The sequence below is a fragment of the Pseudomonas sp. FG29 genome (genome assembly GCF_057809355.1).
In genome coordinates this window covers 1-26757 of the sequence record NZ_JBMDJU010000020.1, presented here as the reverse complement: position 1 = coordinate 26757, position 26757 = coordinate 1, and the positions used below count along the sequence as shown (strand labels likewise).

The window sequence follows — 26757 nt, the reverse complement described above, 5'->3', positions numbered from 1 at the left end:
AGGCCGACCCCGAGGAGCCCGCATGTCTGCTATCCACACCACCACCCCGGACCGCGTACTGGATCTCGGCGATCTGCTGCGTGAGTTGGTCAGCGAAGGGCGTGTGGAACAGGACGTCGCTGAACAGTGCCTGGCGATCCGCCGTAGCGCGGTGAACAACCAGCAGCACCCGCTGGAGTTTCTCGCCGCGCAGCAGTTGGACGATCTGACCCGGCCCGGCAAGAAGCTCGACCTGGAAACCCTCACCGTCTGGCTGGCCAAGTACGTCGGCCAGCCCTACCTGCGCATCGACCCGCTGAAAATCGACGTGCCGGCCATCACCCCGCTGATGTCCTACGCCTTCGCTCAACGCCACAAGATCCTTGCCGTCGCGGTGGACAGCGAGAGCGTCACCATCGCCAGCGGCCAGCCGCTGGTACACAGCTGGGAAGCCAACCTGATCCACGTGCTCAAGCGCCCGATCAAGCGCGTGGTAGCCAACCCGGCGGACATCCAGCGCTTCACCACCGAGTTCTACCGCCTGGCCCGCTCGGTCAGCGGTGCCAATGCCACTGACCAGAAGATCAGCGGGGTCGGCAACTTCGAGCAACTGCTGAGCCTCGGCGCGCAGGATCAGGAGCCGGACGCCAACGACGCGCACATCGTCAACATCGTCGATTGGCTGTTCCAGTACGCCTTCCAGCAGCGCGCCAGTGATATCCACATCGAGCCACGCCGCGAACAGGGTACGGTGCGCTTTCGCATCGACGGCGTGCTGCACACCGTCTATCAGTTCCCGGCGCAGGTCACTATGGCGGTGGTCAGCCGCCTGAAGAACCTCGGGCGCATGAACATCGCCGAGAAGCGCAAACCGCAGGACGGCCGGGTCAAGACCAAGACGCCCGATGGCAACGAGGTGGAACTGCGCCTGTCGACCCTGCCCACCGCCTTCGGCGAGAAGATGGTGATGCGTATCTTCGACCCGGAAGTGCTGCTGAAAAGCCCGGATCAGCTGGGCTTCTCTCCCGAAGATCTGCGCCGCTGGGCGAGCATGACCAGCCAGCCCAACGGCATCATCCTGGTCACCGGCCCCACCGGTTCGGGCAAGACCACCACGCTCTACACCACGCTCAAGCAGCTGGCCACGCCGGAAGTGAACGTCTGCACCATCGAAGACCCCATCGAGATGATCGAGGGAGCCTTCAACCAGATGCAGGTGCAGCACAACATCGACCTGACCTTCGCCAGTGGCGTGCGCGCGCTGATGCGCCAGGACCCGGACATCATCATGGTCGGCGAGATCCGCGACCTGGAAACCGCAGAAATGGCCATCCAGGCGGCGCTGACCGGCCACCTGGTGCTCTCCACCCTACACACCAACGACGCCCCCAGCGCCATCACCCGCCTGCTCGAACTGGGCGTGCCGCACTACCTGCTCAAGGCCACCATCCTCGGCGTCATGGCGCAACGCCTGGTGCGCACCCTGTGCCCACACTGCAAGGCGCCGGTGCAACTGGACGAAGACACCTGGAGCGGCCTGACCCGCCCCTGGAGTTCCCCCCTGCCAACCCAGGCGCATCATGCCGTCGGCTGCCTGGAATGCCGCGAAACCGGTTATCGGGGCCGTGCAGGCGTGTACGAGATCATGCTGCTCAACGATTCGATCAAGCCGCTGATCACTGCCGATACAGACCTGACGGCGCTACGCCGCGCCGCCTTCAAGGACGGCATGCGCAGCCTGCGCCTGTCAGGGGCGCAGAAGGTCGCCGCCGGCCTGACCACCATCGAGGAAGTGCTGCGCGTCACTCCGCAGAGCGAGCAACGCTGAACGGCTCACAACGCTGATAACGCGTGGTTCCAAGCTGTGGATGCCAGGCGAACAGATACTGGCCATCCTTGAGCTGATTCACCAGCCAGCGGCTGATCTCTGTCCGCACGGCCGGGCAACCCTGGCTGCGCCCCATGCGCCCCTGACTGGCGACCAGCTCAGGCGCCACATAATCGGCGCCGTGCAGCACCAGTGCGCGACTGCGCGCCTGGTCGTTGAGCCCTGGTTCCAGGCCGTCCAGACGCAGTGCATAGCCGTGCCGGCCGACATAGCTCTCGGCACCGATAAACAGGCCGAGGCTGGACTGATGACTACCCGCCAGATTGGAAAAACGCTCAGCGACGAACTCGCCGGAAGCTCGACCGTGGGCGACGAAATCCCGCAGCAACAGACGCCCCGCCTGCAAATCGAACAGCCATAACCGCTGCTGCGCCGAAGGCAGCGAATAGTCGATCAGCGCCAGCCTGCGCGCGGGGTGCGCACCGCCAGAGCCGGCACAGTCCAGCGCTGCCAGTGCAGCCCGCAATGCCTGTGGCGCGAGCTGCGGCGCCTGCTCTTGCAGCTTATCGAACCTGTCTGCATGGGCTGTGGAGGCCAACAGCGCCAGCAGCATGAGCGAACGGCGAAACCTGTGAGCGGAGAACATGCCCACCTCCAAAAGAACTGACGAACCTGCCCACCCTGCGAAGAGGTCGGCGGCATACCAGACACGTCTATGCTTAGATACAACGATCTTAAACAGGGAGTGCAACGATGTTCAGCAGAGGGAATCACGAAGCCGGCCGTGCCATGACCGATGGACGAACGCCTGCATGATTGCCTATCTGCAACAACTGGCTTTCTGGGACTGGCTAGGCCTGGCCACAGCCCTTCTGGTTCTCGAAGTGTTCGGTACGGGCGGCTACCTGCTCTGGGCCGGCTTAAGCGCAGTCACGGTAGGCACATTGACGTTCCTCATCCCCAATCTACCCTGGCGTTGGCAGTTCCTGCTGTTTGTGACTCTGGGCCTGCTCACCATGCTGAGCTGGTGGCGCCATCAGCAGCGCGTACGCTGACATCCGGCCTGGCAACCGGCCATCGCCTCGCGGGAACCCAGACGTTCATTTGCCACTCCTAGCAATACCTATCAACGCACAGGAGTGCCACCATGCGAGTACTGAGCCGAGCCGCCCTCGTGCTGGGCGGTTGCATGATCGTTCAAGCAGCGTCAGCCGACGGGATGCTGCGTGACATCCTCTCGTCGGGCGCTACCACAGCGTCCACCTACCTCACCTTCAAGGATCGCAAGCTGATCGCAGCGGCCGAGGAAGATGCCAGCAGCTTCGTCGCCAGCGCAGGCGAGATCCGCGGCCCACATCTGGAGGCCGCCCTGCAGAAACTGCGCGCAGGCAACCCGCAACTGCAGCAGGCCGATGATATGGAGCTGGCCAGCGCCATATTGGCCTCCTCGGCAAGCGAGCCACAGCGTCTGGCAGCAGAATGAAAAAAGCCCGCATCGAAGCGATGCGGGCTTTTTCGTTACAGCACTGGCAGGAGTGGTAAACCCCTGCCGATATCTGCTTAGAGCAGCGGTATGGTGTAGCTGACGATCAGACGGTTCTGGTCGGTGTCGGTTGCAGCGTCACCGCGCAGCATGCCGTTACGCCAAGCCAGGCCCAAGCCTTTCAGAGTGCCTTCCTGGAAGACGTAGTCCAGCGCGAGGTCACGCTCCCACTCCTTGTTCTGAGAACCGTCGGCACGCTGGATATTGGTGCCCTTCAGGTAAGCAAGCGATGCCTTCAGACCCGGCACACCCAGGCTCGCAAAGTCATAGGTGTACTGACCGAAGGTAGTGCGCTCGCCGGCGCGGGTGAAGCTATTGTTCAGGCGGTCGGTCAGCAGGTAAACGCTCGCCCCACTCGAACCTTCAATGCCGCCCTGATTCAGCTGTACGAAGTTGCTGTCATCAGAAACACGCTGGTGACCCAGCATCAACGCATGGCTACCCAGGCTATAGGTGAATGCGGCACTCCAGGTATTGTTGTCGATTTCACCAGTGCCATCGCCGAAATCACGATTCACGCGATAACCTGCATTGCGGTCTACAGCATTGCCGTTCTTGCCATCAGAAGTGGTACGGAAGTAACGCAGATCAGTTTTCAGACTTCCAGCACCCAGTGCCAGGTTGTGCCCCAGACCAACAAAATGCTGGTCATAGTAGTCTTCCAGATTGGCGAAGTAGTACTGCGCAGTAAGATCCTTGGTGACTTTCCAGTCACCGCCAGCAAAGTAAAACTTGTTGGATGCCTGGCTACCGCCATCGACCGACAGACCGGTACTGTTGCTCGATGCGCGGCTGGTGGCGTGCTCGATCTGACCCGCAGTCAAGGTCAGGTTGTCGATTTCGTTGGAGGTGATCATGCCGCCTTCGAACATCTGCGGCAGCAGGCGCCCATCGTTGGAGGTCAGGATCGGCAGTTTCGGCATCAGGGTACCGATGCGTGCCTCAGTCTTGGAGAAACGAACCTTGCCGGTCAGGCCGCCCTTGCTGAAGTCATCGACAGCGCTGTTATCGCTTTCCAGTGGAAAGAGCTGACCGGGGGTGCGATCCACACCGTCTTTCCCACGACGACCACCGCCATCCAAGCGCACGCCCAGCATGCCAACGGCATCAACGCCGAAACCCACGGTACCATCGGTGAAACCGGAGCTGTAGTTGAAGATAAAGCCCTGGCCCCACTCACTGGCCTCACCAGCATTGTTGGTGGTGTTCTTCGTGTTCTGGTCGAAGTAGTAGTTGCGCAGAGTCAAGCTGGACTTGCTGTCACCAATGAAATCGGCGAAGGCTACTTGGCTCAGGCCCAGGGTGCTGGCGGCTACGGCCAGTGCCAGGGAGGTCTTTCTCATTATGTTTCTCTCCAGTGTGTTTAAGGTGACGCATCGCCCGGCGCAGACTTCGGCACGAAGAGGCAGGCCTGGGACGAATAAGGTGCGCACACACGCGGGCGATCGCTACGGATACGCATGGCTGGCGGTACGCTTGAAATCAGGAAGGGGAACGCAGTGGGAGGCCCAAAGGCAGGGACAGGCAGCTTGTTGGGTTCATAGTCGGCACTCACATCGTTTTTATTGTGTGCCAGCGTCCATGAAGCCGGCCCTATAACATTGGGCCAAGGCAGATAGCGTGCCAGCTCCCTCTCATAGAGAGGAAACCCCTCTAGCACGCAAGGTTACACTTCTTTTGCGTTGTAATGACGCTTCGGTGAAAGCACCGTGACCGGCAAGTTTCCGCCCAGCAAGGATCGTTTTTTGGCGGGAAACCGCCACATCAACCAATCACGATTTGATTCTTGCCCTGGCGCTTGGCCTGATACATCGCCGCATCGGCGCGGGCATACAACGCCTCAAGATTGGCATCCCCCGTACGCAGCACCGTCAGGCCCTGGCTGACAGTGATGCCGAAGGTCTCGCCCTCGTACTGGAAGCTCAGGCGCTGCACTTCGCGCTGCAGCCGCTCGGCCACCTGCAGCGCGACGTCCGGCTCGCAACCGGGGAACAGGGCCGCGAACTCTTCGCCGCCGATACGCCCGAACAGATCGTCACGACGCAACGCCGTGGCGCCGCAATGAGCCAGACGCTGCAGCACTTGGTCACCCATCTGGTGGCCATAGCGGTCGTTGATCTTCTTGAAGTCGTCTAGATCCAGCAGCAGCAGGGCCATCGAGCCGCCGTACTGGCGCGCCTGGTCGAATTCGCGTCGCGCGCAGTCGAAAAAGTGTCGACGGTTGCTGCTTTCGGTCAGCACGTCGGTGGTCGCCAGGCGGTGTAATTCCCCCTCCAGGCGCTTCTTGTCGGTGATGTCCTCGGCGATACCGACGATTACCGTGCCGCGCCCTGACGCCTGCCGGGAGCTGATGAAGCATTTGTCGCTGAGCCAACGCAACTGCCCATCGCTGCGGATGATGCGGTACTCGCGCTGCTCGACCGCACCGGTTTCCAGCACCTGGGCCAGACTTTCGGCGGCGTAATCGAGATCATCGGGATAGATGCTATTGCGCCATTCGTCATAGCTGGCCATCAGCAGCGCCGCTGAGCGACCGAAAACTCGCTCGTAAGCGGGGCTGACATAGATGATCCGCTGCTCGTCCCAATCGAAGGCCCAGAGTACCGCATTGACGCTACCCAGCAGGCTGCTGAACAGTTGTTCGCGCTCGCGCAGGCGCTCTACTTCACCACGGCTGTGCAGCAGCGCCAGCGTCAGTTCTTCCCTTTGGGTTACCGCATTGTCGTGTTCGTCCATTACCGCGGCCATACAGCCCCTCTAGCACTCGAGATAGACATCGTTGAGGGCTTGGACAAACACAAAGGCCTGCCGTTCGGCAGGCCTTTTGCCAGCTTTTACGCCCTTAGGCGGTGGCGGCGGCTGGGCGTAGCGAATAGGTCTTGAGTTGCTCGGCGAATTCGCGCAGCGACTGGATGCCACTGGCTTCGGCGTCATGCACCCACTGCTTCATCGCTTCGAGCATGTCATGGCCGTTGCTGCTGGTTTTCACCCAGATCTGCTGCAGGGCCAGACGCTTCTCGTAAATCACCTTGAGTGCCTGGCTTTGCGCGAGCATGTCGGCGATGTGCGCATGATGCTGATCCTGCAGCAGGCTCGGCTCACGCGACAGCAGGCGCTTGGCGCGGCGGAAAAGGTGACGAACGGACTCGTCGGCCTTCGCCACTTCCTGCTTGACCAGCGGCGCGATGACCAGCTTGCGGTACTGCGCCATGATCTGGAAGCGGTTATTGAGGATGGCCATGGCGGTGTCCATGTCCAGGCTGCGCTTGCCTTCGACGCGATGAGCGATGGGCGCGACGCGCTGCACCTGCGCCAGGCCCAGGAAGCTGAACAGCTTGATCCAGGCCCAGCCCATATCGAACTCCCACTTCTTCACCGACAGTTTGGCGCTGTTGGGATAAGTGTGATGGTTGTTGTGCAACTCCTCGCCACCGATGATGATGCCCCAAGGCACCAGGTTGGTCGCGGCGTCGCGGCACTCGAAGTTGCGATAGCCGACGGCATGGCCCAGACCGTTGATCACCCCGGCAGCCCAGAATGGAATCCAGATCATCTGGATGGCCCAGACGGTCATGCCGAGTACGCCAAACAGCGCCAGGTCGATGATCGCCATGAGCGTGACACCGCCTATCGGAAAACGGCTATAGAGGTTGCGCTCGATCCAGTCATCCGGGCAATTCTTGCCGTAGATGCGCAGCGTTTCCTGGTTCTTGGCTTCGGCCTGGTAGAGTTCGGCGCCCTTGCGCATGACCGTGCCGAGCCCCTTGATCACCGGGCTGTGCGGATCGTCCTCGGTCTCGCACTTGGCGTGGTGCTTGCGATGGATCGCGGTCCATTCGCGGGTGTTCTGGCCCGTGGTCAGCCACAGCCAGAAACGGAAGAAATGTTTGAGCGCGGGGTGCAGTTCCAGTGCACGGTGCGCGGAGTAGCGGTGCAGATAGACCGTGACACTGACGATGGTCACGTGGGTCATCACCAGAGTCGCCACCACCAACTGCCAGACCGACAGGTCGAGTAAACCGTTGTACCACATGGGCGCTGTTGCCTCTTGAAGGGGGAACGCGGTTTGTCCTACAAGGACGAACCTCACTGCATTATCCCTGACGCAACTCAGAAAACCAGTTGGTCTTTTAGATAAGAATGTTTCAGCCTGGCCCGCCCATATAATGGCCAGCATTACTATAAGGAGCGTTACCGCTCAGCCATGCGTATCGATACCACTGCCTTGCGTTTAACTCTGGCTTACCTGCTGGCGGCTGCGCTGTGGGTGCTGCTCAGCGATCAGGCTCTGATCGCCCTGGGCCTGCCCGAAGACCTGCACACACGCCTGCAATCGCTCAAGGGCCTGCTGTTCGTCACGCTGACGGCAACCTTGCTCTACGCCATCCTCTACCGACATGCCGTCCGTTACCGTGAGAAGCAACGGGTAATAACCACCAGTGAAGAGCGCCTGCGCCTGGCACTGGAAGCCACCCACAACGGCCTGTGGGATCTGGACATGGCCAGCCAGCGCGTCTTCTTCTCGGACAGCTATGCCGCGCTGCTAGGCATCGACAGAGCGGCCCTCGGCGACACCCGCGAACAATGGATCGAGTACGTGCATCCCGAGGATCGCGAGCGCGTGCTGCAGAAGATCGAAGTCAACCTGCAACGCGCGGACTACCAGAACACCTACCGCATGCGTCATGCCGACGGCAGTTATCGCTGGATCCACTCGCGCGGCTCTCTGCTGTACAACGCCGCCGGCAAACCCATGCGCTTCATCGGCATCGCCAGTGATATCACCCAGCGTCGCGCCGACGAAGACAGCCTGCGTCAGGCCGCAGCGGTATTCGATGCCACCCAGGAAGGCGTGCTGGTGACCGACGCCGAGCAACGCATCGTGCACGTCAACCCGGCCTTCTCGCGCATCACCGGCTATGCCAGCGAAGAAATCCTCGGGCAGATGCCTACCCTGCTCAAATCAGGCCGGCATGACGAGGTCTTCTACCACAACATGTGGCAGGCCCTGCAGCAACGCGGCGCCTGGGCCGGCGAGGTGTGGAACCGGCGCAAGGGCGGCGAAATCTACCCGCAGTGGCAGTGCATCCGTGTCATCCATGACACGCAGGGACGCGTCAGCCATTACGTCGCGGTGTTCTCCGACATCACCGCGCTCAAGCGCTCGCAACGCGAGCTGGACTACCTGGCCCACCATGACCCGCTGAGCAATCTGCCCAATCGCCTGTTGTTCACCGAGCGCGTCGCCCATGCCCTGGAACGCAGCAGCGAAGAACAACCGGGGGCCGTGCTGCTGATCGACCTGGATCACTTCAAGCACATCAACGAAAGTCTCGGCCACAACGTCGGCGACCTGCTGCTCAAGGCCATCGGCGAGCGCCTGCAACAGGTGATACCCAGCGGCTGCACCCTGGCCCGCCTGGGCGGTGACGAGTTCGGCCTGCTCCATGATCAATGTGGCGAAGCAGCGCTGGCTGCCGAGCTGGCCCAACAACTGCTGCACAGCCTGGAAGCGCCCTTCCGCCTCGATGGCCACGAGCTGTACATCAGCGCCAGCATCGGCATCAGCCTGTTCCCGCACGATGCCGACAGCGTCGAGCAGGTGCTGCGCAACGCCGACTCCGCGTTGTTCAAGGCCAAGAGCAGCGGCCGCGAGAGTTTCGCCTTCTACGAACAGGAACTGACCGACTACGCCCGCCAGCGCGTGGAGCTGGCCAGCAGCCTGCGGCATGCCTTCGAGAACGAGGAGCTGCGCGTCTTCTACCAACCGCTGCATGACCTGCGCGATGGTAAGAAAGTCGGCCAGGAAGCGCTGGTGCGCTGGCAGCACCCCGAACGAGGCCTGCTGCCGCCGGCGGAGTTCATCCCGATCGCCGAAGATAACGGCATGATCGCCGCCATCGATCTCTGGGTGCTGGAGCAGGCCTGCCGCCAGATGGTGCGCTGGAATCAGGAGCAGGATGAGCCCGGTTTCGTTGCGGTGAACGTTTCCAGCCGCCTGTTTGGCCGTGGCGAACTGGATCTGCGGGTAGCCCAGGTGCTGGCTGAAACCGGCCTCGATCCCTCTCAGCTGGAACTCGAAGTCACGGAAAGCGCGGTGATGGAGGATCCGGCGGCTGCTCTTTCACTGCTCAAGCGCCTGCGCGCGCTGGGAGTGCGCCTGGCCATCGACGATTTCGGCACCGGCTACAGCTCGCTGGCGCGCCTCAAGCGCCTGCCGGTACACAAGCTCAAGCTCGACCAGAGCTTCGTACGAGGCCTGCCCAACGACGCGGAAGACGCCGCCATTGCCCGCGCCGTCATCGCCCTCGGCCACAACCTGGGGCTCAAGGTGCTGGCGGAAGGGATCGAGACCGCCGAGCAAGGGGACTTCCTGCGTAATCTCGATTGCGACTACGGCCAGGGCTACCACTTTGGCCGCCCGCAACCGGCAACCTCACCGGTATCGCCGAAGCCGGAAGCACAGCAGTTGCCTCTCTCGCCCGAAGATTGAACGTGGGTCAGGCCTCGGCGCGCTGCATCAGGCGGCGCTGGCGCCACTCCATGAAGGTCTTGAGGAACAGCGTGAGCAGCGCCATGCAGGCCAGCAGGCCGGCGGCAGTGAAGGCCGCTGCCGGCTTGTAGTCGTTATTGAGCTGATCGACCAGCAACGGCAGGGTCAGGGTCTGGTTGATGATGGTGCCGGACACCACCGACACCGCACCGAACTCACCAACCGCACGGGCGTTGGTCACCACCACGCCATACAGCAGCGCCCATTTGATCTTCGGCAGGCTGATGCGGCGGAAAATCTGCCAGCCGCTGGCGCCCAGGCACATGGCGGCGGTTTCCTCGTCCTGCCCCTGGGCCTGCATCACCGGAATCAGAATGCGCGCCACGTAAGGCGCGGTGACGAACACCGTGACCATGACGATGCCCGGCCAGGCGAACATCAGCTGCATGCCGTTATCGTAGAACCAGCGCCCGATAAAGCTTTCCAGGCCGTAGACCACCAGGTAGCAGAGACCGGCGACCACTGGCGACACCGCGTAAGGGATGTCGATCAGGGTGGTCAGCAGCTTGCGCCCACGGAAATCGTAGTGGGTCACGCACCAGGCCAGGCAGATGCCGAAGCACAGGTTCAGCGGCACGGTGATCGCCGCCACCAGCAGGGTCAGCCCAATGGCATGGAGCATGTAGTCCTCGCCGAGGTTACTCCACAGCAGGTCGAGCCCGCCGGCCAGCGCCTTGGTGAAGATCAGCGCCAGCGGCACCAATAGAATCAGCGCCACGAACAGGAGACCGAGGATTACCAGCGCCCACTGGCGCCAATCTTGGGGCTTTTTCATCGACCTTGCCGTTGCCATGCGAACAGACGTCCCTGCACGACCTGCAGGAGGAATAGAAGCGTCAGCGACGCGAGCAGAATCACCGAAGCGATGGCCGCTGCCGCCGGGTAATTGAATTCCTGCAGACGGACGAAAATCATCAGCGAGCTGACTTCCGTCTGGTAGGGAATGTTGCCGGCGATCATGATCACCGCACCGAACTCACCGAGGCTGCGGATGAACGCCTGCGAGCCACCGGTGACCAGTGCCGGCGCCAGGGTCGGCAGGATCACCTTGCGGAAGGTCTGTACGCGACTTGCGCCGAGGGTGCGCGCGGCTTCCTCGTATTCCGAGCCGAGATCCTGCAGCACCGGCTGCACGGTACGCACCACGAAGGGAATGCTGGTGAACACCATCGCCACCACGATACCGGCATAGGCGTAGGCCACCTTGAAGCCCAACCACTGGCCGATCCAGCCGTTGGGCACCAGCAGCGCAGCCAGGGTCAGACCAGCCACCGAGGTCGGCAGGGCAAAAGGCAGGTCGATCAGCGCATCGACGATGCGCCGACCAGGGAAGTCGTAGCGGGTGATGATCCAGGCCAGTAACAGGCCGATCAGCAGTACCGCTATCGTCGAGTAGAACGCCGCCGAGATCGTCACCCTGTAGGTCTGCACCACGCGCGGATCGCTGATGGCGAACCAGTACTGCGCCCAGGTCATGTCGCTGACGTACAGCAGCAGCGCCGACAACGGCAGCAAGATCACCAGCGACAGGTACAGCACGCTCACGCCAAAGCTCAGGCCGAAGCCGGGCAGCAGCGGGGTCTGTCGGAAGAACAGCGTCGGTTTACTCACGAAAAAGCTCGGCTCTACAAATGCAGTTGGCCGCCAATAAGGCGGCCAATTGACCATTACGATGCTCGCATTCAGGGCTGGCGGGTTGCACCCGCCCTACGCCAGACCGTCGCTGTCAGCGACCCTCTGCGAGAAGCTGGTCGAGGATACCACCGTTGTCGAAATGCTTGGCGGTGATCTCGTCCCAGCTGCCCAGCACCTCGGTCGGGTTGATCAGGCGTACCGGGGCGAACTGGGCCTTGGTCGCCTCGACCACTTCGGGGTTGTGCACGCGGTAGTTGTAGCGGGTCAGCAGTTGCTGGATGTCCTTGCTGTACTGGAAGTCGAGGAAAGCCTTGGCCTGCTCGCGGGTGCCGCGCTCGTCAGCCACCTTGTCAACGATGGCCACCGGGAATTCGGCCAGCACACTGACTTCCGGCACCACGACTTGCAGGTTGGCCGACTTGAACTCGTCACCCTTGGCGATGTTGATCACTTCCGACTCGAAGGTCAGCAGCACGTCGCCCTGGCCGTTCTGCGCGAAGGCCACGGTGGCGCCACGGCCGCCGGTGGGGAAGTTCTCGACGTTCTTCAGCAGCTTGCCGACGAAGGCTTTCACCTTCTCCTGGTCGCCATTGAATTTCTCGTTGGCGAACAGCCAGGCGCCCAGGTAGCTGTAGCGGGCGTTGCCGGAGGTTTTCGGGTTGGGGAATACCAGCTTCACGTCATCGCGAATCAGGTCGTCCCAGCCCTTGATGTTCTTCGGGTTGCCTTCGCGTACCAGGAAGGCAGTGGTGCTGTAGTAAGGCGAGGCGTTGTTGGGGAACTGCTTGGCCCAATCCTTGTTCAGCAGGCCACGCTTGGCCAGGATGTCCACGTCGGTTACCTGGTTGAAGGTGACCACGTCGACCTTCTTGCCCTGGATGATGTCCTGCGCCTGACGCGAGGTACCGGCGAACGACTGGATGATCTTCACTTCCTTGCCGCTTTGCTGTTTCCAGTGCTCGACGAACAGCGGGTTGATCTCGCCGAACAGTTCGCGAGCGATGTCGTAGGAGGCGTTGTGGAATGGCGTATCGGCCGCGGCATGGCTCAGCGAGCCAGTGAGCAGGGTGGCGCTGGCCACGGTGGCCAGAACGATCTTCTTCAGCATCTAGGGCGTCCTTCTTATCGAGAGAGGAGCCTGCAGGCAGGCTATTTGATGGCGCGATTCTGCAGAAAAATCATATAGCTGAAAAATATCTTTTTCTTTTCGCTTTATAACCAGTGTCTTTTTCCCTGCGAAAACGCCCTGCAACCCTCGTCGCCGAGGGCTGCTCAGGCACTCACTTCTTACAGCTTGGCGATGGACACTTCAGTGGATTTGACGAAGGCGATCACTTCGCTGCCCACCTGCAGTTCCAGCTCGCGCACGGAACGGGTGGTGATCACCGAGGTGACGATGCCGGCGGCGGTTTGTACGTCGATTTCCGACAGTACGTCGCCGATGACGATTTCCTTGATGCTGCCCTTGAACTGGTTACGTACGTTGATGGCTTTGATGGTCATGGTGTTTCTCCTCGGGTCGTTTTACAGGTAGCCCGGATGCAGTCCGGGGAAATTGCATAACCGCTCCCGGATTGCCTCCGGGCTACGGCGTCAAAGCGCCCAGCGCAATTGCGTGGGCAGGGGTGATACGGGCTCCGGCGGTGTCGGTAATTCCGGCTGCGCCAGTACCCGGTCGAGCACGCGCGCTTCCAGTGCCGCCAGCAGCGGCGAGCCATGCGGACGCGGGCGTACCAGTTGCACGTCGAGATCGAGGCCGATCTGGCCGTCCTCGATCAGGATCACCCGATCCGCCACGGCGACCGCTTCGGCCACGTCGTGGGTGACCAGCAGTACGGTGAAGCCATGCTGCTGCCACAGGCGTTCGATCAGGCGCTGCATCTCGATGCGTGTCAGTGCATCCAGCGCGCCCAGCGGCTCGTCGAGCAGCAGCAGGCGCGGACGATGGATCAATGCACGGGCCAGAGCCACGCGCTGCTTCTGCCCGCCGGACAGTGCTGCCGGCCACTCATGGGCGCGATCCGCCAGGCCAACTGCCGCCAATGCTTCCTCGGCCTGCGCTCGCCAGTTACCGGTCAGCCCCAGGCCAACGTTGTCGATCACCCGCTTCCAGGGCAGCAGACGCGAGTCCTGAAACATCAGGCGAATGTCTTCACGCACCGCGTTGAGCGAGCCGCTGCCGGCCAGCAACTGGCCGCCGCTGGGTTGATCCAACCCGGCCAGCAGACGCAGCAAGGTGCTCTTGCCGCAGCCACTGCGACCGACCACGGCCACGAACTGCCCGGCCGGGATATGCAGGTCGATACCCTTGAGCACCTGACGCTCACCGAAGGATTTCTCGATGTTCTCGATGGCCAACGGAACGCCGCCCGCAGGGACGTCCTGTCGAATGCTGTGCAGTGCGGTCATTGCTCACCTGCCTTGGCCTGATAGGCCGGGTGCCAGCGTAGCCACACGCGCTCAAGACCACGGGCGGCGACGTCGGCCAGCTTGCCGAGCACCGCGTAAAGCAGGATCGCCAGCACCACCACGTCGGTCTGCAGAAACTCGCGGGCGTTCATCGCCAGGTAGCCGATGCCGCTGCTGGCCGAGATGGTTTCCGCGACGATCAGCGTCAGCCACATGAAGCCGAGGGCGAAACGCACGCCGACCAGGATCGACGGCAACGCACCCGGCAGGATGACCTGACGGAACAGGGCGAAGCCGGACAGGCCATAACTGCGCGCCATCTCCACCAGCGCCGGATCGACGTTGCGGATGCCGTGGTAGGTGTTGAGGTAGATCGGGAACAGCGTGCCGAGCGCGACCAGGAACACCTTGGCTGCCTCGTCGATGCCGAACCACAGGATCACCAGCGGGATCAACGCCAGGTGCGGCACGTTGCGGATCATCTGCACCGAACTGTCGAGAAAGCGCTCGCCCCATTTCGACAGGCCGGTAATAAAGCCCAGCAGCAGGCCGATACCACCGCCGATGGCGAAGCCGATCCCGGCGCGCTGGCCACTGATCGCCAGGTGCTGCCAGATTTCGCCGGAGGCCAGCAGCTCCCAGCCAGCGGCGAGCACGGCGCTGGGCGCCGGCAGGATGCGGCTGGACAGCCAGCCACTCGCCACCGCCAGTTGCCAGGCGGCCAGCAGCCCCAGCGGCAAGGCCCAGGGCGCAGCGCGCAGGGCCAGTTTGTGAAGGGTCGTGTTGCTCATGGTTGCCTCGAAAAATTCTGTATCTCTGTCCCCGGATTGCATCCGGGCTACTGGCTGAGAAAGCCCTCGGCCCCAGCACCTTCCTCATCAATGGGAGAGCCGCAGGAACATTGATTCGTAGGGTGCGCCATGCGCACCAATGGGTGCCGCAAGCAATCGCGGTGCGCGCAGCGCGCCCTACGCTTCAGTCCGTAGCCAGGATGCAATCCGGGAAAACCCGTACCCGCGCTACCCTCAACTCGCCGAAGCCGCCTTCGGCAGGATGTCGCTGGAGATCATTTCGCCAAACGGACTGACATACCCCCGGCTCTCCGGGCGCTGCGGCTGGGCCACGTCCAGGTGCGGGAACAGCAGTTCGGCGACCCGGTACGACTCCTCCAGGTGCGGGTAGCCGGAGAAGATGAAGGTATCGATGCCGAGGTCGGCGTATTCCTTGACCCGCGCTGCCACGGTCGGGCCATCGCCGACCAGCGCAGTACCGGCGCCGCCGCGCACCAGACCGACACCGGCCCAGAGGTTCGGCGACACTTCCAGGTTGTCGGTCTTGCCGCCGTGCAGTGCAGCCATGCGCTGCTGACCCACCGAGTCGAAGCGCGCCAGCGACGCCTGGGCGCGGTCGATGGTGTCCTGATCCAGGTGGCTGATCAGGCGATCTGCCGCCGCCCAGGCTTCCTCATTGGTCTCGCGCACGATCACGTGCAGGCGAATACCGAAGCGCACCTCACGGCCCTGCACTGCAGCCTTCTCGCGCACCTGAGCGATCTTCTCGGCAACAGCGGCCGGCGGCTCGCCCCAGGTCAGGTACAGCTCGACCTGCTCGGCGGCCAAGTCTTGCGCGGCGTCGGAGGAACCACCGAAATACAGTGGCGGACGCGGCTGCTGGATCGGCGGGTAGAGCAGCTTGGCGCCCTTCACCTGGATGTGCTTGCCGTCGTAGTCGACGGTTTCGCCTTCCAGCACGCGGCGCCAGATGCGGGTGAATTCGACGGATGCCTCATAACGCTCGGCATGCGACAGGTGCAGGCCATCACCGGCCAGTTCGTCCGGGTCGCCACCGGTCACCAGGTTGAACAGCGCACGGCCGTTCGACAGGCGATCCAGGGTCGCCGCCTGGCGCGCGGCCACGGTCGGCGAAATGATCCCCGGACGCAGGGCGACGAGGAACTTCAGGTTCTGCGTAAGCGGGATCAGCGAGGCTGCCACCAGCCAGGAGTCCTCGCAGGAACGCCCGGTGGGAATCAGCACGCCGCCGAAACCGAGGCGATCAGCCGCCTGGGCAATCTGCGCCAGATAACCGTGGTCGACGGCGCGCGCGCCTTCGGCTGTGCCGAGGTACTTGCCATCACCATGGGTAGGTAGGAACCAGAAGATATTGAGGCTCATGGAGTTGTCTCCTTTCAGGAAATCGTCGGTATGGCCCGGACGCATCCGGGCCGGGGAATTACTGGTCCTGCGCGACCTTGGCCGGCGGATTCCAGATCACATCCTTGATGGTCAGTTGCTTGGGGATCAGCTTCAGCTCGGTGAAGGTGTCGGCGATCTTCTGCTGCGCCTCGACCACCTCCGGGGTGATGAACTGCGCGCCGTAACCCTGACGTTCCACGGCCTGGCGAGTGATCTCCGGGGACAGGCCGATCAGCGGCGCGACCTGGCGGGTGGCTTCGTCGAGGTTGCCCTTGACCCACTCGCCAACGCCGCGAATTTCCTCGACCAGCGTGCCGATCACCTGCGGGTTCTTCTCGGCATAGGTGCGGGTCGCCAGGTAGAACTGGTGGTTGTCGACCAGACCGCTTCCGTCACGCAGGGTGCGCGCTTGCAGTTGCTTCTCGGCGGCGGACTGGAACGGGTCCCAGATCACCCAGGCATCGACGCTGCCACGCTCGAAGGCGGCGCGAGCATCGGCCGGCGGCAGGTAAACCGGAGTGATGTCGCCGTATTTGAGGCCGGCGTCTTCCAGCGCACGCACCAACAGGTAATGCACGTTGGAACCCTTGTTCAGGGCGACTTTCTTGCCCTTGAGCTCGGCTACCGATTTGATCGACGAATCTTTCGGCACGAGGATCGCCTCGCCCGTCGGAGCCGGCGGCTCATGGGCGACGTAGAGCAGGTCGGCGCCAGCCGCCTGAGCGAATACCGGCGGGGTTTCCCCGGTAACGCCGAAGTCCACGGAGCCGACGTTGAGGCCTTCGAGCAGTTGCGGGCCGCCGGGGAACTCCGTCCACTTGACCTCAACGCCCTGCTCGGCCAGGCGCTTTTCCAGGGTGCCCTTGGCCTTGAGCAGCACCAGGGTGCCGTACTTCTGATAGCCGATACGCAGTGTCTCGGCTTGTGCGTGTGTGATGGCGCCGAAGGAAATGGCCGCGGCAAACAGGGCGACCAGGCTTCGACGCAAAGTAATGGTGCGCATGGCGCTCTCCCTTTGCGGTGATGTCTTGGTTGGCTACCTGCTTGCCCGTTGGCGGGCGAGTAAGGCGGGGTATTACGGGGTGAATCAAATACTCCAGCGGGCGTTTACCAGCCGGTCGTTCAGTACGTTCGGATCGATCGGCTTCGGCCGTCGCGCCAGGGCTGCGCCCAGTTGTTCCAGTGCCTCGTCGAGGCGTTCGCGCAACTCGTCGTCGATCTTCGCAGGCCTGTCCCCTTCCGGGTAGGCAATCTGTTTGTCCACGGCGAACACACCGGAGAGCATCTCCTGCGCCTTCAGCGCGGCCAGCACCGGCTTGAGCGCGTAGTCCACCGCCAGCAGATGCGCCGGGCTGCCGCCACTGGCCAGGGGCAGTACCACCTTGTGCGCCAGAGCGCGCTCGGGCAGCAGATCCAGCAGCACCTTCAGCGCGCCGGTGAACGACGCCTTGTAAACCGGCGTACCCACCACCAGGCCATCAGCGCTGGCCACCACCGCCTGCAGTTGCTGGACAGCCGGGCTGTCGAAGCGCGCATGCAGCAGATCCTCGGCGGGGAAATCCCGAACCCGCAGCAGGCTCACCTCCACCTGCTGCGCCTCCAGGCGTTGGCGTACGTAATCCAGCAGCAGCTCGGTGCGCGAACGCGCTGCGGGGCTGCCGGAGAGCAACACGACGTGCATGCTGGTTCCTTATTTATTCGGTTGCGGAGTCAGACGCAGATAGGGTTTGACCGCGCGATAACCTTTCGGGAAGCGCTGGGCGATTTCGGCTTCGTCCTTGAGCGACGGCACGATCACCACCTCTTCACCGTCCTGCCAGTTGGCCGGCGTGGCCACCTTGTAGTTGTCGGTCAATTGCAGCGAGTCGATGACGCGCAGGATTTCGTTGAAGTTGCGCCCGGTACTGGCCGGATAGGTGATGGTCAGGCGCACCTTCTTGTTCGGGTCGATGACGAACAGCGAACGCACGGTCAGGGTATCGTTGGCGTTCGGGTGGATCAGATCGTAGAGGTCGGACACCTTGCGGTCGGCATCGGCGATGATCGGGAAATTGACCGAGGTGTTCTGCGTCTCGTTGATGTCGTCGATCCACTTGATGTGCGAATCCACCGGGTCGACAGACAGGGCGATGGCCTTGACGCCGCGCTTGGCGAATTCATCCTTGAGCTTGGCAGTGAAGCCCAGTTCGGTGGTGCACACCGGCGTGAAGTCAGCCGGGTGAGAGAAGAGGATGCCCCAGCTGTCGCCCAGCCACTCGTGGAAACGAATGCGGCCTTCGCTGGAATCCTGTTCGAAGTCAGGGGCGATGTCGCCCAGGCGGATGGTCATGATCGTGCTCCTTGGCAGTGGCTTGCGTGGTGCTCACTATGCTCAGGAACGAAACGAAACAAAAAGAATAAATAATGATTTATTTATAACCAAAATAACTAACTGGATTCCGCACGCAGGCGATAACCGACACCCGCCTCGGTGATCAGATAGCGCGGCGCAGCCGGGTCGTCGCCGAGTTTCTGCCGCAGGTGGCCAACCACTACGCGCAGGTAATGGCTATCGCCGACATGGCTCGGCCCCCAGATATCACGCAGCAACTGTTGCTGGGTGACCACCCGCCCGAGATGCTGGGCGAGTAGCGCCAGCACGGCGTATTCCTTGGGGGTCAGGGCGATTTCGGCGCCATCGAGGCTGACCCGGCGGTAGGCCAGGTCGATGCTCAGCGCGCCACAGGCGATGCTCGCAGGCAGCGCCTCGCGACCCTGGCCCTGACGCAGCAGCACGCGCACCCGGGCGAGGAACTCCTGAATGCCGAAGGGCTTGGTCACGTAGTCATTGGCGCCGCCATCCAACGCCAGCACCTTCTCGCCCTCGCTGGCACGCACCGAGAGCACCAGCACCGGCACCTGGCTCCACTCGCGCAGGCCGCGCAGCACCTGCTGGCCGTCGAGGTCGGGCAGGCCGAGGTCGAGCACGACGAGATCGGGGTTGTGCAACGCCGCCTGAGCCAGGCCGTCTTCGCCGTTCGCCGCCTCCAGCACCCGGTAGCCCTGGGCGCTGAGGGCGATGCGCAGGAACTTGCGGATCTGCGCTTCGTCGTCGATCAGCAGAATGCTCGGCCCCTGGCTCATCAGTCTTCCTCGGCGGCTTGCGGTTGCGTGGTCAGCGGCAGGTGCAGGGTCAGGCTGGCGCCACGGCCATCGAGGCCCTCGCCAACCGTGACGCGGCCGCCGTGGGCGCCGACCATGCCCTGGCAGATCGCCAGGCCCAGGCCGGTGCCCTGGCCGCCGCGATCCCCGCGCGCTGCGGTATAGAACATGTCGAAGATCTTCGCCCGTTCCGCCTCGGGAATGCCAGGGCCCTGATCGGCGACGACGAAGCGCAGTTCCTGTTCGTCGTATTCCAGCGCCACCCGCAGGCGCCCGGCTGGCGGCGAGAAGCGCGCGGCGTTTTCCAGCACATTGACCAGCGCCTGCTCGATCAGCGCCGCATGCACCCGCAGCAGCGGTGGCTCCGGCGGCAGCAAACACTCAACCTGCAGCGGCGCGAGCACCGCGCGCAGTCGTTGCAGGGCGCTGGCGACGATGTCGCTGGGCGCTACCCAGTCGCGCGCCAGCTTGAGCCCGCCGTGGCCGAGGCGGGTCATGTCGAGCAGGTTCTGGATATAGCGGTCGAGGCGTTCGGCCTCGTCGCGGGTGCCCTCCAGCAGCTCGGTGCGATCCGCTGCGGGAATCGCCTCACCCAGCGCCAGCAAGCTGTCGATGGCGCCGCGCATGGCGGTCAGCGGCGTGCGCAGATCGTGCGACACCGAGGCCAGCAGCGCGCTGCGCAGCTCCTCGGTCTGCCCGTGCAGGCGCGCCGCCTCCAGCTCCTCGGCCAGTTGCGCGCGGGCCAGGGCCTGCGCCAGCGGCTGGCCCAGTGCGGCGACCAGGCGCCGGCGCTCGTCGGCCAATGGCGCGCCGTCGACATGCTGCAAGCCGATCAGCAGCAACGCGCCCTCCTCCCCGCACAGCGGCCACCACCACCAGCGACTGTTGGGCAGCGTATCGGTACCGCGCCCGGCGGACTGCTCATGCTGCCAGGCCCAGTCGGCGGCGGCGCGCTCGACATCGAGCAATTCGGCGTGCAGACCGCCCTCGTGCTGCCACTGACCATCTGCATCACGCGACAGCAGGGTCAGTTGCATATCGACCCGGCTACCCAGCTGCTGCTCGGCCACCGCCAGCACGGCCTGGCGGTCGGCGGCGACGGTAAGCCTGCGTGACAGCTCCAGCAGCGCCGTGGTCTCGCCCTGCGCCTGACGCAGCGCCTGCACCTGGCGGCGCTGACGGCTGGCCAGGTTGCCGGTCAGCCCGGCCATGAGCAGGAAGAACAGCAGGGTCAGTACGTCTTCCTGACGCTGAATGCGCAGGGTCAGGGTCGGGGGAATGAACAGGAAGTTGTAGGCCAGGAACGACAACCCCGAACAGGCCAGCGCCGGGCCCAGGCTGCTGCGCACCGCCACCAGCAACACGGCGGCGAGGAACACCAGGGAGATGTTCGGCAGCTCCAGCACCTGCGCCAGGCCGAGGGAGATCAGCGTGGCGCAGGCGGCAGCCAGGGTAGCCAGCAGGTAGTCACGCCAGCGCGGGGCAATGCGCGTGCGCCGGCCAGCCCGCGGCTGATCACCCGCCGCATCCAGCACGCTCACCTCCAGCCTGGCACCGGCGGCCAGAAGGCGCTCGCCGAGGCCGCGCCCGAACCAGCGCCGACGCAGGCGGCGCGTGCTGCTGCCGACCAGGATCAGGCTGGCGCGGCGCTCGCGGGCGTGGTCGAGCAGCGTGCGCGCCACCGAGTCGCCGTGCAGCGTCACCACTTCGCCACCGAGGCGCTCGGCCAGGCGCTGCGCCGCTTGTAGCCGCGCCCGTTGCTCTTCGTCCATGGCTGCGCGGCTGTCCACATGCACCACCGACCAGGGCAAATGACGCCGCTCGGCCACCGCGCAGGCGTGACGCACCAGGCGCTCGGCCTCGCCGTCGCCGTCCACCCCCACCAGCAGGCGTCCGAGCAGGCTGGGCGCGGCCTGGCCGAGCTGGCGGTAGCGCTGGTCGAGGTCGGCATCGACCCGCGCGGCGGCAGTCTGCATGGCCAGTTCGCGCAGCGCAGTCAGGTTGGTCGGCGAGAAGAAGGCGTCGATGGCCGCGCGAGCCTGCTCGGGCATGTACACCTTGCCGTCGCGCAGGCGTTCGAGCAGCTCGCGCGGCGGCAGGTCGACCAGCTGGATCTCGTCGGCCTCCTGCAGCACCCAATCGGGCACGGTTTCGCGCACCTGCACGCCGGTGATATCGCGGACGCGGTCGTTGAGGCTTTCCAGGTGCTGGACGTTGACCGTGGTGTAGACGTCGATACCGGCGGCGAGCAGTTCCTGCACGTCCTGCCAGCGCTTGGCGTGGCGGCTGCCGGGGGCGTTGCTGTGCGCCAGCTCGTCCACCAGCGCCAGCTTCGGCGGGTCGGCGAGCAGGCCGTCGAGATCCATCTCGCTCAGTTCCAGACCACGGTACGGCAGGCGCAGTGGCGGTTGCTGCGGCAGCCCCACCAGCAGCGCCTCGGTCTCGCTGCGACCATGGCTTTCCACCACCCCGGCGCGCAGCGCCACGCCCTGGCGCAATTGCGCATGGGCCGCCTGGAGCATGGCGTAGGTCTTGCCCACGCCCGGTGCAGCGCCGAGAAACACCTTGAGCCGGCCACGCCCTTCGCGGGGCAGGTCGGCGAGCAACGCTTCGGCGCGCAGGCTGTCGTTCATCGAGCACTCGTCACTGGGAAGAAGTGGAGGGATTGTCGGCCAGCGCCAGGTTCAGAGCCAGCACATTGACCACCGCTGGGCCGAACAACGGGCGCTCGGTATGCGCCTCGACCAGGCGCAGCAACTCGGCCTCGTTCAGGCCACGGGCCTGGGCGATGCGCGGGATCTGCCAGGCAGCGGCCTCAGGCGAGAGGTGCGGGTCGAGGCCGCTGCCCGAGGTAGTGACCAGTTGCATCGGCACCGGCGCCTGGCCAGCTAGACCAGCGCTGGCCTGCTCGATGCGCTCGCGCAGTTTGGGATTGCTCGGCGCCAGATTGCTGGCGGCGCTGGCCACGGTGGCGTAGCTGCCTGCCGAGGGGCGCGGCTGGAACCACTGATCGCCGTCGAAAGCCTGGGCGATCAGGCGGCTGCCGCGCACCTGGCCCGCGTCGTCACGCACCAGGCTGCCGGCGGCCTGATCAGGGAAGGCCACCTGGGCCACGCCGGTGACGGCCAGCGGGTAAGCCACGCCGGTGAGCAACGTCATCAGCGCCAGGGTGGCGATGGCGGGGCGAATTGAGTTGAGCATGATGAGTCTCCGATATCGATTCTTTGCTTGTCTCCCCTCTCCCGCTTGCGGGAGAGGGGCCGGGGGAGAGGGTCTATCCGGTAATACCGAGTGGCCTGCCCTACCCTCTCCCCAGCCCTCTCCCATGAATGGGAGAGGGAGCAGACCGTGCGTGAACTACACCCAGCCCAACCCCACCAGCAGCAGGTCGAGCAGCTTGATGCCGACGAAGGGCGCCACCAGCCCGCCGAGGCCGTAGATCAGCAGGTTGCGCCGCAACAGTTGGCCGGCGTCCAGCGCCTGAACGCGCACGCCGCGCAGCGCCAGCGGAATCAGCGCGACGATGATCAGCGCGTTGAACACGATGGCCGAGAGGATCGCGCTCTGCGGGCTGTGCAACTGCATCAGGTTGAGCGTGCCAAGCTGCGGGTAGATGCCAGCGAACAGCGCCGGGAGGATGGCGAAATACTTGGCCACGTCGTTGGCCACCGAGAAGGTGGTCAGCGCGCCGCGCGTCACCAGCAACTCCTTGCCCACCTGCACCACGTCGATCAGCTTGGTCGGGTCGCTGTCCAGATCCACCAGGTTGGCGGCCTCGCGCGCGGCCTGGGTGCCGTCGTTCATGGCCAGGCCGACGTCGGCCTGGGCCAGCGCCGGGGCATCATTGGCACCGTCGCCACACATCGCCACCAGCTTGCCTTCGGCCTGCTCGGCGCGAATGCGCGACAGCTTCTTCTCCGGCGTGGCCTCGGCGATCACGTCGTCCACACCCGCCTCGGCGGCGATGGCGGCGGCGGTCAGCGGGTTATCGCCGGTCACCATGACGGTGCGGATGCCCATGGCGCGCAGCTCGGCGAAGCGCTCGCGGATGCCCGGCTTGACCACGTCCTTGAGGTGGATGGCGCCGAGCAAGCGTCCATTGCCGGCCACCAGCAGCGGCGTACCGCCACTCTGGGCGATCGTCTCCACCTCGCGCGCCAGCGGCGCCGGCAGTTCGTCACGGCCCAGGCCGAGATAGGCCAGCACGGCGTCCACCGCGCCCTTGCGATAGGCCACGCCGTTCACATCGGCACCGGACAGGCGTGTCTCGGCGCTGAAGGCGATCAGCGTCATGCCGCTGCGATCGGGCACCTCCATCGGGTGCAACGCCGCCAGGTATTCGACGATGGACTTGCCCTCCGGCGTGTCGTCGCCCTGCGAGGCCAGCAGCGCCGCCTCGGCCAGCTCCGGCGTGGACACGCCCGGCGCCTTGACCATGGCGCTGCAGCGACGGTTGCCGAAGGTGATGGTGCCGGTCTTGTCCAGCAGCAGGGTGTGCACGTCACCCGCCGCCTCCACGGCACGGCCGGACTTGGCGATGACGTTGAGGCGCACCAGGCGATCCATGCCGGCGATGCCGATGGCCGAGAGCAGGCCGCCGATGGTGGTGGGGATCAGCGTCACCAGCAGCGCCGCCAGGTAGATCAGCGGCAGGTCGCCACCGGCGAAGCGGGCGAACGGCTGCAGCGTGGCCACCACCAGCAGGAAGATCAGGGTCAGGCCGATCAGCAGGATATCCAGCGCCACTTCGTTGGGCGTCTTCTGCCGGCGCGCGCCTTCGACCAGGGCGATCATGCGGTCGAGGGTGGACTCGCCGGGGTTGGCGCTAATCCTCACCAGCAGCCAGTCCGACACCAGCCGGGTGTTGCCGGTGACCGCCGAGCGGTCGCCGCCGGACTCGCGGATCACTGGCGCGGACTCGCCGGTAATCGCCGCCTCGTTGACCGCCGCCACCCCTTCGATCACCTCGCCGTCGCCGGGGATCAGCTCACCTGCCTCGACTCGTACCACATCGCCCTTGCGCAGGCTGCTGGCCGGCACGGACTGGAACTGCGCGCCGACCTGCTTGCGCGCCATCAGGCCCTGACTGCCGGACTTCAGGCTGTCGGCGCGGGCCTTGCCACGGCCCTCGGCCAAGGCTTCGGCGAAGTTGGCGAAGAGCACGGTGAACCACAGCCACAGGGCGATCTGCACGCCTAAGGCAGTGCTTACTGCAGAGTTGGGGACAAAGCACAGCACGCTGGTTACCAGCGCCGTCAGCTCCACCACCAGCATCACCGGCGAACGCACCAGCTGGCGCGGGTCGAGCTTGACGAAGGCCTGCTTGAGGGCCGGGCGCCACAGCGCGCCGAGGCCGGTCTGCGGCTGGCTGCTGGACGATTGGGCGCTACGTTGCGCCGTTACGGGGGCATTCATCACGGTTTCTCCTTCAGAACGCCAGGTGTTCGGCCAGCGGGCCCAGGGCCAGCGCCGGCATGAAGGTCAGGCCACCCACCAGGAGGATGGTCAGGGTCAGCAGCACGACGAACAGCGGCCCATGGGTGGGGAAGCTGTTCTGCCCCTGCGGCGCAGCGCGCTTGGCCGCCAGGCTGCCGGCAATCGCCAGCACCGGCAGGATGTAGCCGAAGCGTCCGAGCAGCATGGCCAGGCCGAGCATCAGGTTGTGGTAGGGGGTGTCGGCGGTGAAGCCGGCGAAAGCCGAGCCGTTGTTGCCGGTGGCCGAGCCGTAGGCATACAGCGCCTGGCTGAAGCCGTGCGGGCCGGGGTTGCCGATGGAGGCTGCCGGCCCGGCGAAACTCACCGCCAGGGCGCCGAATATCAGCACGCCGACCGGCATCACCAGCAGCGTGGCGACCATCAGGCGCACCTCGCGCGCCTCCAGCTTCTTGCCCAGGTAGGCCGGGGTGCGGCCGATCATCAGGCCGGCTAGGAACACCGCGATCAGCACGAACAGCAGCATGCCGTAGAGGCCCGCGCCGACGCCGCCGAAGACGATCTCGCCGAGCAGCATGTTGACCAGCGGCACCAGCCCGCCGAGGGCGCTGAAGCTGTCGTGCATGGCGTTGACCGAACCATTGGACGCCGCCGTGGTGGTAGTCGCCCAGAGCGCCGAGCCGAAGCTGCCGAAGCGCGCCTCCTTGCCCTCCAGCGAGCCGACCTGCTCGATGGGCAACCCCGCCAGCACCGGGTTCGGTTGCAGCTCCGCCCAGGCGCACACACCCAGGCCGATGATGAACAGCACCAGCATGCTGGCCAGGATCGCCCGGCTCTGGCGCAGGTCACGCACGTAATGGCCGAAGCTGAACACCAGCGCCGCCGGGATCAGCAGGATCGACACCAGCTCCAGCAGGTTGCTCAGCGCCGTGGGGTTCTCGAACGGGTGCGCCGAGTTAACGCCGAAAAAGCCGCCGCCATTGGTACCCAGTTGCTTGATAGCGATCTGGCTGGCCGCCGGCCCCATCGGCAGGGTCTGCTCGCTGCCCTGCAGAGTGGTGGCCGAGACGTAGTCGCTGAAGTTCTGCGGCACGCCCTGCCATACCAGCAGCACGGCCAGCACCAGGCACAGCGGCAACAGGCCGTAGAGCACGGCGCGGGTGATATCCACCCAGAAGTTGCCCAGGCGGTCGCTGGACTGCCGCGCCAAACCCCGGCACAGCACCACCAGCACCGCCAGGCCCACCGCCGGGCTGACGAAATTCTGCACGCCGAGGCCGAGCATCTGGCTGAAATAACTGAGCTGCGCCTCACCGCTGTAGGCCTGCCAGTTGGTGTTGGTGACGAAGCTCACCGCCGTGTTGAACGCCAGCGGCAGGCTCATCCCCGCCACCTGCTGCGGGTTGAGCGGCAAGCCGCCCTGCAGCAGCAGAATGCTCATCAGCGCCAGCAGGCAGACCAGGGTGAAGGCCAACAGCGCCAGGGCATAGCCGCGCCAGCTTTGCTCACGCTCCGGGTCGACACTGGCCACGCGATAGCACAGGCGCTCCACCGGCAGCAGCACCGGGCTAAGCCAGGTGCGCTGGCCCTCCATCACGCGGTAGAAGTAGCGCCCGAGAAAAGGTGCCGGTGCCAGCACCAGCAGAGAAAAGGCCGCCAGCAGCAGCCAGTCGTAGTCATGCATGGCCGTCTCCTCAACCACGCCCTGCGGTGAGCAGCGCCACCAGCAGATAGGCGAAGAGGCCGACCACCAGGATCAGCGACACACCATCGATTGCGTTCATGTGCAAAGCTCCACGATGCGGGGAATCCGCTCGCGAGCATTGTCGAAAGGCTGGCCGTAAAAATTCGATTGGCGCCCCACTGCCAGGGCGTAAAGAAATCGTATGGATGCAGCAGGATCAGCCCTGTGGGAGGCGCTTCAGCGGCGACTTATTCATGCGTCGCGGCTAAAGCCCCTCCCACAAAAGCCCCGGCAGCGTGCACCCGTAGATACTGTTATTTGACGCAAGCGACATGGAGTTCGGGGTCGAACTTTCGC

At 64.4% G+C, this 26757-nt stretch carries 24 protein-coding genes; 4 read left to right on the top strand and 20 right to left on the bottom strand.

Translation table 11 applies throughout. The annotated features are described in order from the left end of the window. The first annotated feature begins 22 nt into the window (after positions 1-22). A complete protein-coding gene (gene tfpB, locus ACODS1_RS18320) occupies positions 23-1807 on the top strand; it encodes a type IV pilus assembly ATPase TfpB (protein WP_489086791.1) in 1785 nt (594 codons plus the stop codon). On the opposite strand, the gene ACODS1_RS18315 is transcribed toward tfpB, so the two are convergent. Then, entirely contained in the window at positions 1782-2453 is a 672-nt protein-coding gene (locus tag ACODS1_RS18315; protein WP_489086790.1) for a murein L,D-transpeptidase catalytic domain family protein, read from the bottom strand. The two genes, tfpB and ACODS1_RS18315, sit on opposite strands and share 26 nt — an antisense overlap. Positions 2454-2619: 166 nt before the next feature. Between ACODS1_RS18315 and ACODS1_RS18310 the strand changes: the two genes are divergently transcribed. Both ACODS1_RS18310 and ACODS1_RS18305 read left to right on the top strand, forming a co-directional pair. After that, complete coding sequence (locus ACODS1_RS18310; protein ID WP_489086789.1) at positions 2620-2862, top strand: NfeD family protein; 243 nt, start codon at positions 2620-2622, stop codon at positions 2860-2862. Between the two features lie 92 nt (positions 2863-2954). Next, on the top strand, positions 2955-3290 hold the full coding sequence (locus ACODS1_RS18305; RefSeq protein ID WP_489086788.1) for a DUF2388 domain-containing protein: 336 nt from the start codon (positions 2955-2957) through the stop codon (positions 3288-3290). 77 nt (positions 3291-3367) lie between these two features. On the opposite strand, the gene ACODS1_RS18300 is transcribed toward ACODS1_RS18305, so the two are convergent. From ACODS1_RS18300 to desA, 3 genes are all read right to left on the bottom strand, one after another. Continuing rightward, positions 3368-4693 carry an OprD family porin gene (locus ACODS1_RS18300; protein WP_489086787.1) on the bottom strand — a complete coding sequence of 442 codons (1326 nt, stop codon included), beginning with the start codon at positions 4691-4693 and terminating at the stop codon, positions 3368-3370. A 421-nt stretch (positions 4694-5114) separates the two neighbouring features. Further along, complete coding sequence (locus ACODS1_RS18295) at positions 5115-6086, bottom strand: GGDEF domain-containing protein (RefSeq protein WP_322979617.1); 972 nt, start codon at positions 6084-6086, stop codon at positions 5115-5117. 106 nt (positions 6087-6192) lie between these two features. Continuing rightward, on the bottom strand, positions 6193-7383 hold the full coding sequence (desA, locus tag ACODS1_RS18290) for a delta-9 fatty acid desaturase DesA (RefSeq protein ID WP_322979468.1): 1191 nt from the start codon (positions 7381-7383) through the stop codon (positions 6193-6195). A gap of 171 nt (positions 7384-7554) precedes the next feature. Between desA and ACODS1_RS18285 the strand changes: the two genes are divergently transcribed. After that, a complete protein-coding gene (locus ACODS1_RS18285; protein ID WP_489086786.1) occupies positions 7555-9843 on the top strand; it encodes a putative bifunctional diguanylate cyclase/phosphodiesterase in 2289 nt (762 codons plus the stop codon). 7 nt (positions 9844-9850) lie between these two features. Here ACODS1_RS18285 and cysW read toward each other — a convergent pair whose 3' ends face one another. The 16 genes from cysW to kdpF all read right to left on the bottom strand — a co-directional run bounded on the left by cysW (position 9851) and on the right by kdpF (position 26500). Then, the gene (gene cysW, locus ACODS1_RS18280; protein ID WP_489086785.1) at positions 9851-10678 is read right to left on the bottom strand and encodes a sulfate ABC transporter permease subunit CysW; all 828 of its coding nucleotides are present in this window, start codon (positions 10676-10678) and stop codon (positions 9851-9853) included. Then, complete coding sequence (gene cysT, locus ACODS1_RS18275) at positions 10675-11514, bottom strand: sulfate ABC transporter permease subunit CysT (protein ID WP_489086784.1); 840 nt, start codon at positions 11512-11514, stop codon at positions 10675-10677. The genes cysW and cysT overlap by 4 nt, the downstream gene beginning before the upstream one ends. A 115-nt stretch (positions 11515-11629) precedes the next feature. Continuing rightward, positions 11630-12646 (bottom strand): thiosulfate ABC transporter substrate-binding protein CysP, encoded by a 1017-nt coding sequence (cysP, locus tag ACODS1_RS18270; protein ID WP_489086783.1) that lies wholly within the window; start codon positions 12644-12646, stop codon positions 11630-11632. Positions 12647-12825: 179 nt separating this feature from the next. Next, positions 12826-13041, bottom strand: coding sequence for a TOBE domain-containing protein (locus tag ACODS1_RS18265; RefSeq protein WP_003242436.1), 216 nt, complete (start codon positions 13039-13041; stop codon positions 12826-12828). A 90-nt stretch (positions 13042-13131) separates the two neighbouring features. After that, the gene (gene ssuB / locus ACODS1_RS18260) at positions 13132-13947 is read right to left on the bottom strand and encodes an aliphatic sulfonates ABC transporter ATP-binding protein (RefSeq protein WP_489086782.1); all 816 of its coding nucleotides are present in this window, start codon (positions 13945-13947) and stop codon (positions 13132-13134) included. Continuing rightward, positions 13944-14738, bottom strand: coding sequence for an aliphatic sulfonate ABC transporter permease SsuC (gene ssuC, locus ACODS1_RS18255; protein WP_489086781.1), 795 nt, complete (start codon positions 14736-14738; stop codon positions 13944-13946). Before ssuC ends, ssuB begins: the two co-directional genes overlap by 4 nt. A gap of 234 nt (positions 14739-14972) precedes the next feature. Continuing rightward, on the bottom strand, positions 14973-16121 hold the full coding sequence (ssuD, locus tag ACODS1_RS18250; protein ID WP_489086780.1) for an FMNH2-dependent alkanesulfonate monooxygenase: 1149 nt from the start codon (positions 16119-16121) through the stop codon (positions 14973-14975). 58 nt (positions 16122-16179) lie between these two features. Next, positions 16180-17145 carry a sulfonate ABC transporter substrate-binding protein gene (locus ACODS1_RS18245; RefSeq protein WP_489086779.1) on the bottom strand — a complete coding sequence of 322 codons (966 nt, stop codon included), beginning with the start codon at positions 17143-17145 and terminating at the stop codon, positions 16180-16182. Between the two features lie 84 nt (positions 17146-17229). Next, positions 17230-17823, bottom strand: a complete 594-nt coding sequence (gene ssuE, locus ACODS1_RS18240; RefSeq protein ID WP_489086778.1) for an NADPH-dependent FMN reductase — start codon at positions 17821-17823, stop codon at positions 17230-17232. A gap of 9 nt (positions 17824-17832) precedes the next feature. Then, a complete protein-coding gene (locus tag ACODS1_RS18235) occupies positions 17833-18471 on the bottom strand; it encodes a peroxiredoxin (RefSeq protein ID WP_489086777.1) in 639 nt (212 codons plus the stop codon). A 98-nt stretch (positions 18472-18569) separates the two neighbouring features. Then, the gene (locus ACODS1_RS18230) at positions 18570-19265 is read right to left on the bottom strand and encodes a response regulator (RefSeq protein ID WP_489086776.1); all 696 of its coding nucleotides are present in this window, start codon (positions 19263-19265) and stop codon (positions 18570-18572) included. Further along, entirely contained in the window at positions 19265-21916 is a 2652-nt protein-coding gene (locus ACODS1_RS18225) for a DUF4118 domain-containing protein (protein ID WP_489086775.1), read from the bottom strand. The genes ACODS1_RS18230 and ACODS1_RS18225 overlap by 1 nt, the downstream gene beginning before the upstream one ends. Before the next feature lie 10 nt (positions 21917-21926). Continuing rightward, on the bottom strand, positions 21927-22484 hold the full coding sequence (kdpC, locus tag ACODS1_RS18220) for a potassium-transporting ATPase subunit KdpC (protein WP_489086774.1): 558 nt from the start codon (positions 22482-22484) through the stop codon (positions 21927-21929). 156 nt (positions 22485-22640) lie between these two features. Next, positions 22641-24698, bottom strand: coding sequence for a potassium-transporting ATPase subunit KdpB (gene kdpB / locus ACODS1_RS18215; RefSeq protein WP_489086773.1), 2058 nt, complete (start codon positions 24696-24698; stop codon positions 22641-22643). 13 nt (positions 24699-24711) lie between these two features. Continuing rightward, the gene (kdpA, locus tag ACODS1_RS18210; RefSeq protein WP_489086772.1) at positions 24712-26400 is read right to left on the bottom strand and encodes a potassium-transporting ATPase subunit KdpA; all 1689 of its coding nucleotides are present in this window, start codon (positions 26398-26400) and stop codon (positions 24712-24714) included. Positions 26401-26410: 10 nt separating this feature from the next. Further along, a complete protein-coding gene (kdpF, locus tag ACODS1_RS18205; protein WP_017676012.1) occupies positions 26411-26500 on the bottom strand; it encodes a K(+)-transporting ATPase subunit F in 90 nt (29 codons plus the stop codon). Between the last annotated feature and the right edge of the window lie 257 nt (positions 26501-26757).

Excerpts from the sequence above, each read along its gene's own strand:
- ACODS1_RS18305 (WP_489086788.1), top strand. The coding sequence starts at position 2,955 with ATGCGAGTACTGAGCCGAGCCGCCCTCGTGCTGGGCGGTTGCATGATC.
- cysW (WP_489086785.1), bottom strand. The coding sequence starts at position 10,678 with ATGAAAAAGCCCCAAGATTGGCGCCAGTGGGCGCTGGTAATCCTCGGT.
- ACODS1_RS18230 (WP_489086776.1), bottom strand. The coding sequence starts at position 19,265 with ATGAGCCAGGGGCCGAGCATTCTGCTGATCGACGACGAAGCGCAGATC.
- kdpB (WP_489086773.1), bottom strand. The coding sequence starts at position 24,698 with ATGAATGCCCCCGTAACGGCGCAACGTAGCGCCCAATCGTCCAGCAGC.
- ssuC (WP_489086781.1), bottom strand. The coding sequence starts at position 14,738 with ATGAGCAACACGACCCTTCACAAACTGGCCCTGCGCGCTGCGCCCTGG.
- ssuB (WP_489086782.1), bottom strand. The coding sequence starts at position 13,947 with ATGACCGCACTGCACAGCATTCGACAGGACGTCCCTGCGGGCGGCGTT.
- tfpB (WP_489086791.1), top strand. The coding sequence starts at position 23 with ATGTCTGCTATCCACACCACCACCCCGGACCGCGTACTGGATCTCGGC.
- ACODS1_RS18225 (WP_489086775.1), bottom strand. The coding sequence starts at position 21,916 with ATGAACGACAGCCTGCGCGCCGAAGCGTTGCTCGCCGACCTGCCCCGC.
- ssuD (WP_489086780.1), bottom strand. The coding sequence starts at position 16,121 with ATGAGCCTCAATATCTTCTGGTTCCTACCTACCCATGGTGATGGCAAG.
- desA (WP_322979468.1), bottom strand. The coding sequence starts at position 7,383 with ATGTGGTACAACGGTTTACTCGACCTGTCGGTCTGGCAGTTGGTGGTG.
- ACODS1_RS18300 (WP_489086787.1), bottom strand. The coding sequence starts at position 4,693 with ATGAGAAAGACCTCCCTGGCACTGGCCGTAGCCGCCAGCACCCTGGGC.
- ACODS1_RS18245 (WP_489086779.1), bottom strand. The coding sequence starts at position 17,145 with ATGCGCACCATTACTTTGCGTCGAAGCCTGGTCGCCCTGTTTGCCGCG.
- ACODS1_RS18285 (WP_489086786.1), top strand. The coding sequence starts at position 7,555 with ATGCGTATCGATACCACTGCCTTGCGTTTAACTCTGGCTTACCTGCTG.
- kdpA (WP_489086772.1), bottom strand. The coding sequence starts at position 26,400 with ATGCATGACTACGACTGGCTGCTGCTGGCGGCCTTTTCTCTGCTGGTG.
- ACODS1_RS18265 (WP_003242436.1), bottom strand. The coding sequence starts at position 13,041 with ATGACCATCAAAGCCATCAACGTACGTAACCAGTTCAAGGGCAGCATC.
- ACODS1_RS18310 (WP_489086789.1), top strand. The coding sequence starts at position 2,620 with ATGATTGCCTATCTGCAACAACTGGCTTTCTGGGACTGGCTAGGCCTG.
- kdpF (WP_017676012.1), bottom strand. The coding sequence starts at position 26,500 with ATGAACGCAATCGATGGTGTGTCGCTGATCCTGGTGGTCGGCCTCTTC.
- ssuE (WP_489086778.1), bottom strand. The coding sequence starts at position 17,823 with ATGCACGTCGTGTTGCTCTCCGGCAGCCCCGCAGCGCGTTCGCGCACC.
- cysP (WP_489086783.1), bottom strand. The coding sequence starts at position 12,646 with ATGCTGAAGAAGATCGTTCTGGCCACCGTGGCCAGCGCCACCCTGCTC.
- kdpC (WP_489086774.1), bottom strand. The coding sequence starts at position 22,484 with ATGCTCAACTCAATTCGCCCCGCCATCGCCACCCTGGCGCTGATGACG.
- ACODS1_RS18235 (WP_489086777.1), bottom strand. The coding sequence starts at position 18,471 with ATGACCATCCGCCTGGGCGACATCGCCCCTGACTTCGAACAGGATTCC.
- ACODS1_RS18295 (WP_322979617.1), bottom strand. The coding sequence starts at position 6,086 with ATGGACGAACACGACAATGCGGTAACCCAAAGGGAAGAACTGACGCTG.
- ACODS1_RS18315 (WP_489086790.1), bottom strand. The coding sequence starts at position 2,453 with ATGTTCTCCGCTCACAGGTTTCGCCGTTCGCTCATGCTGCTGGCGCTG.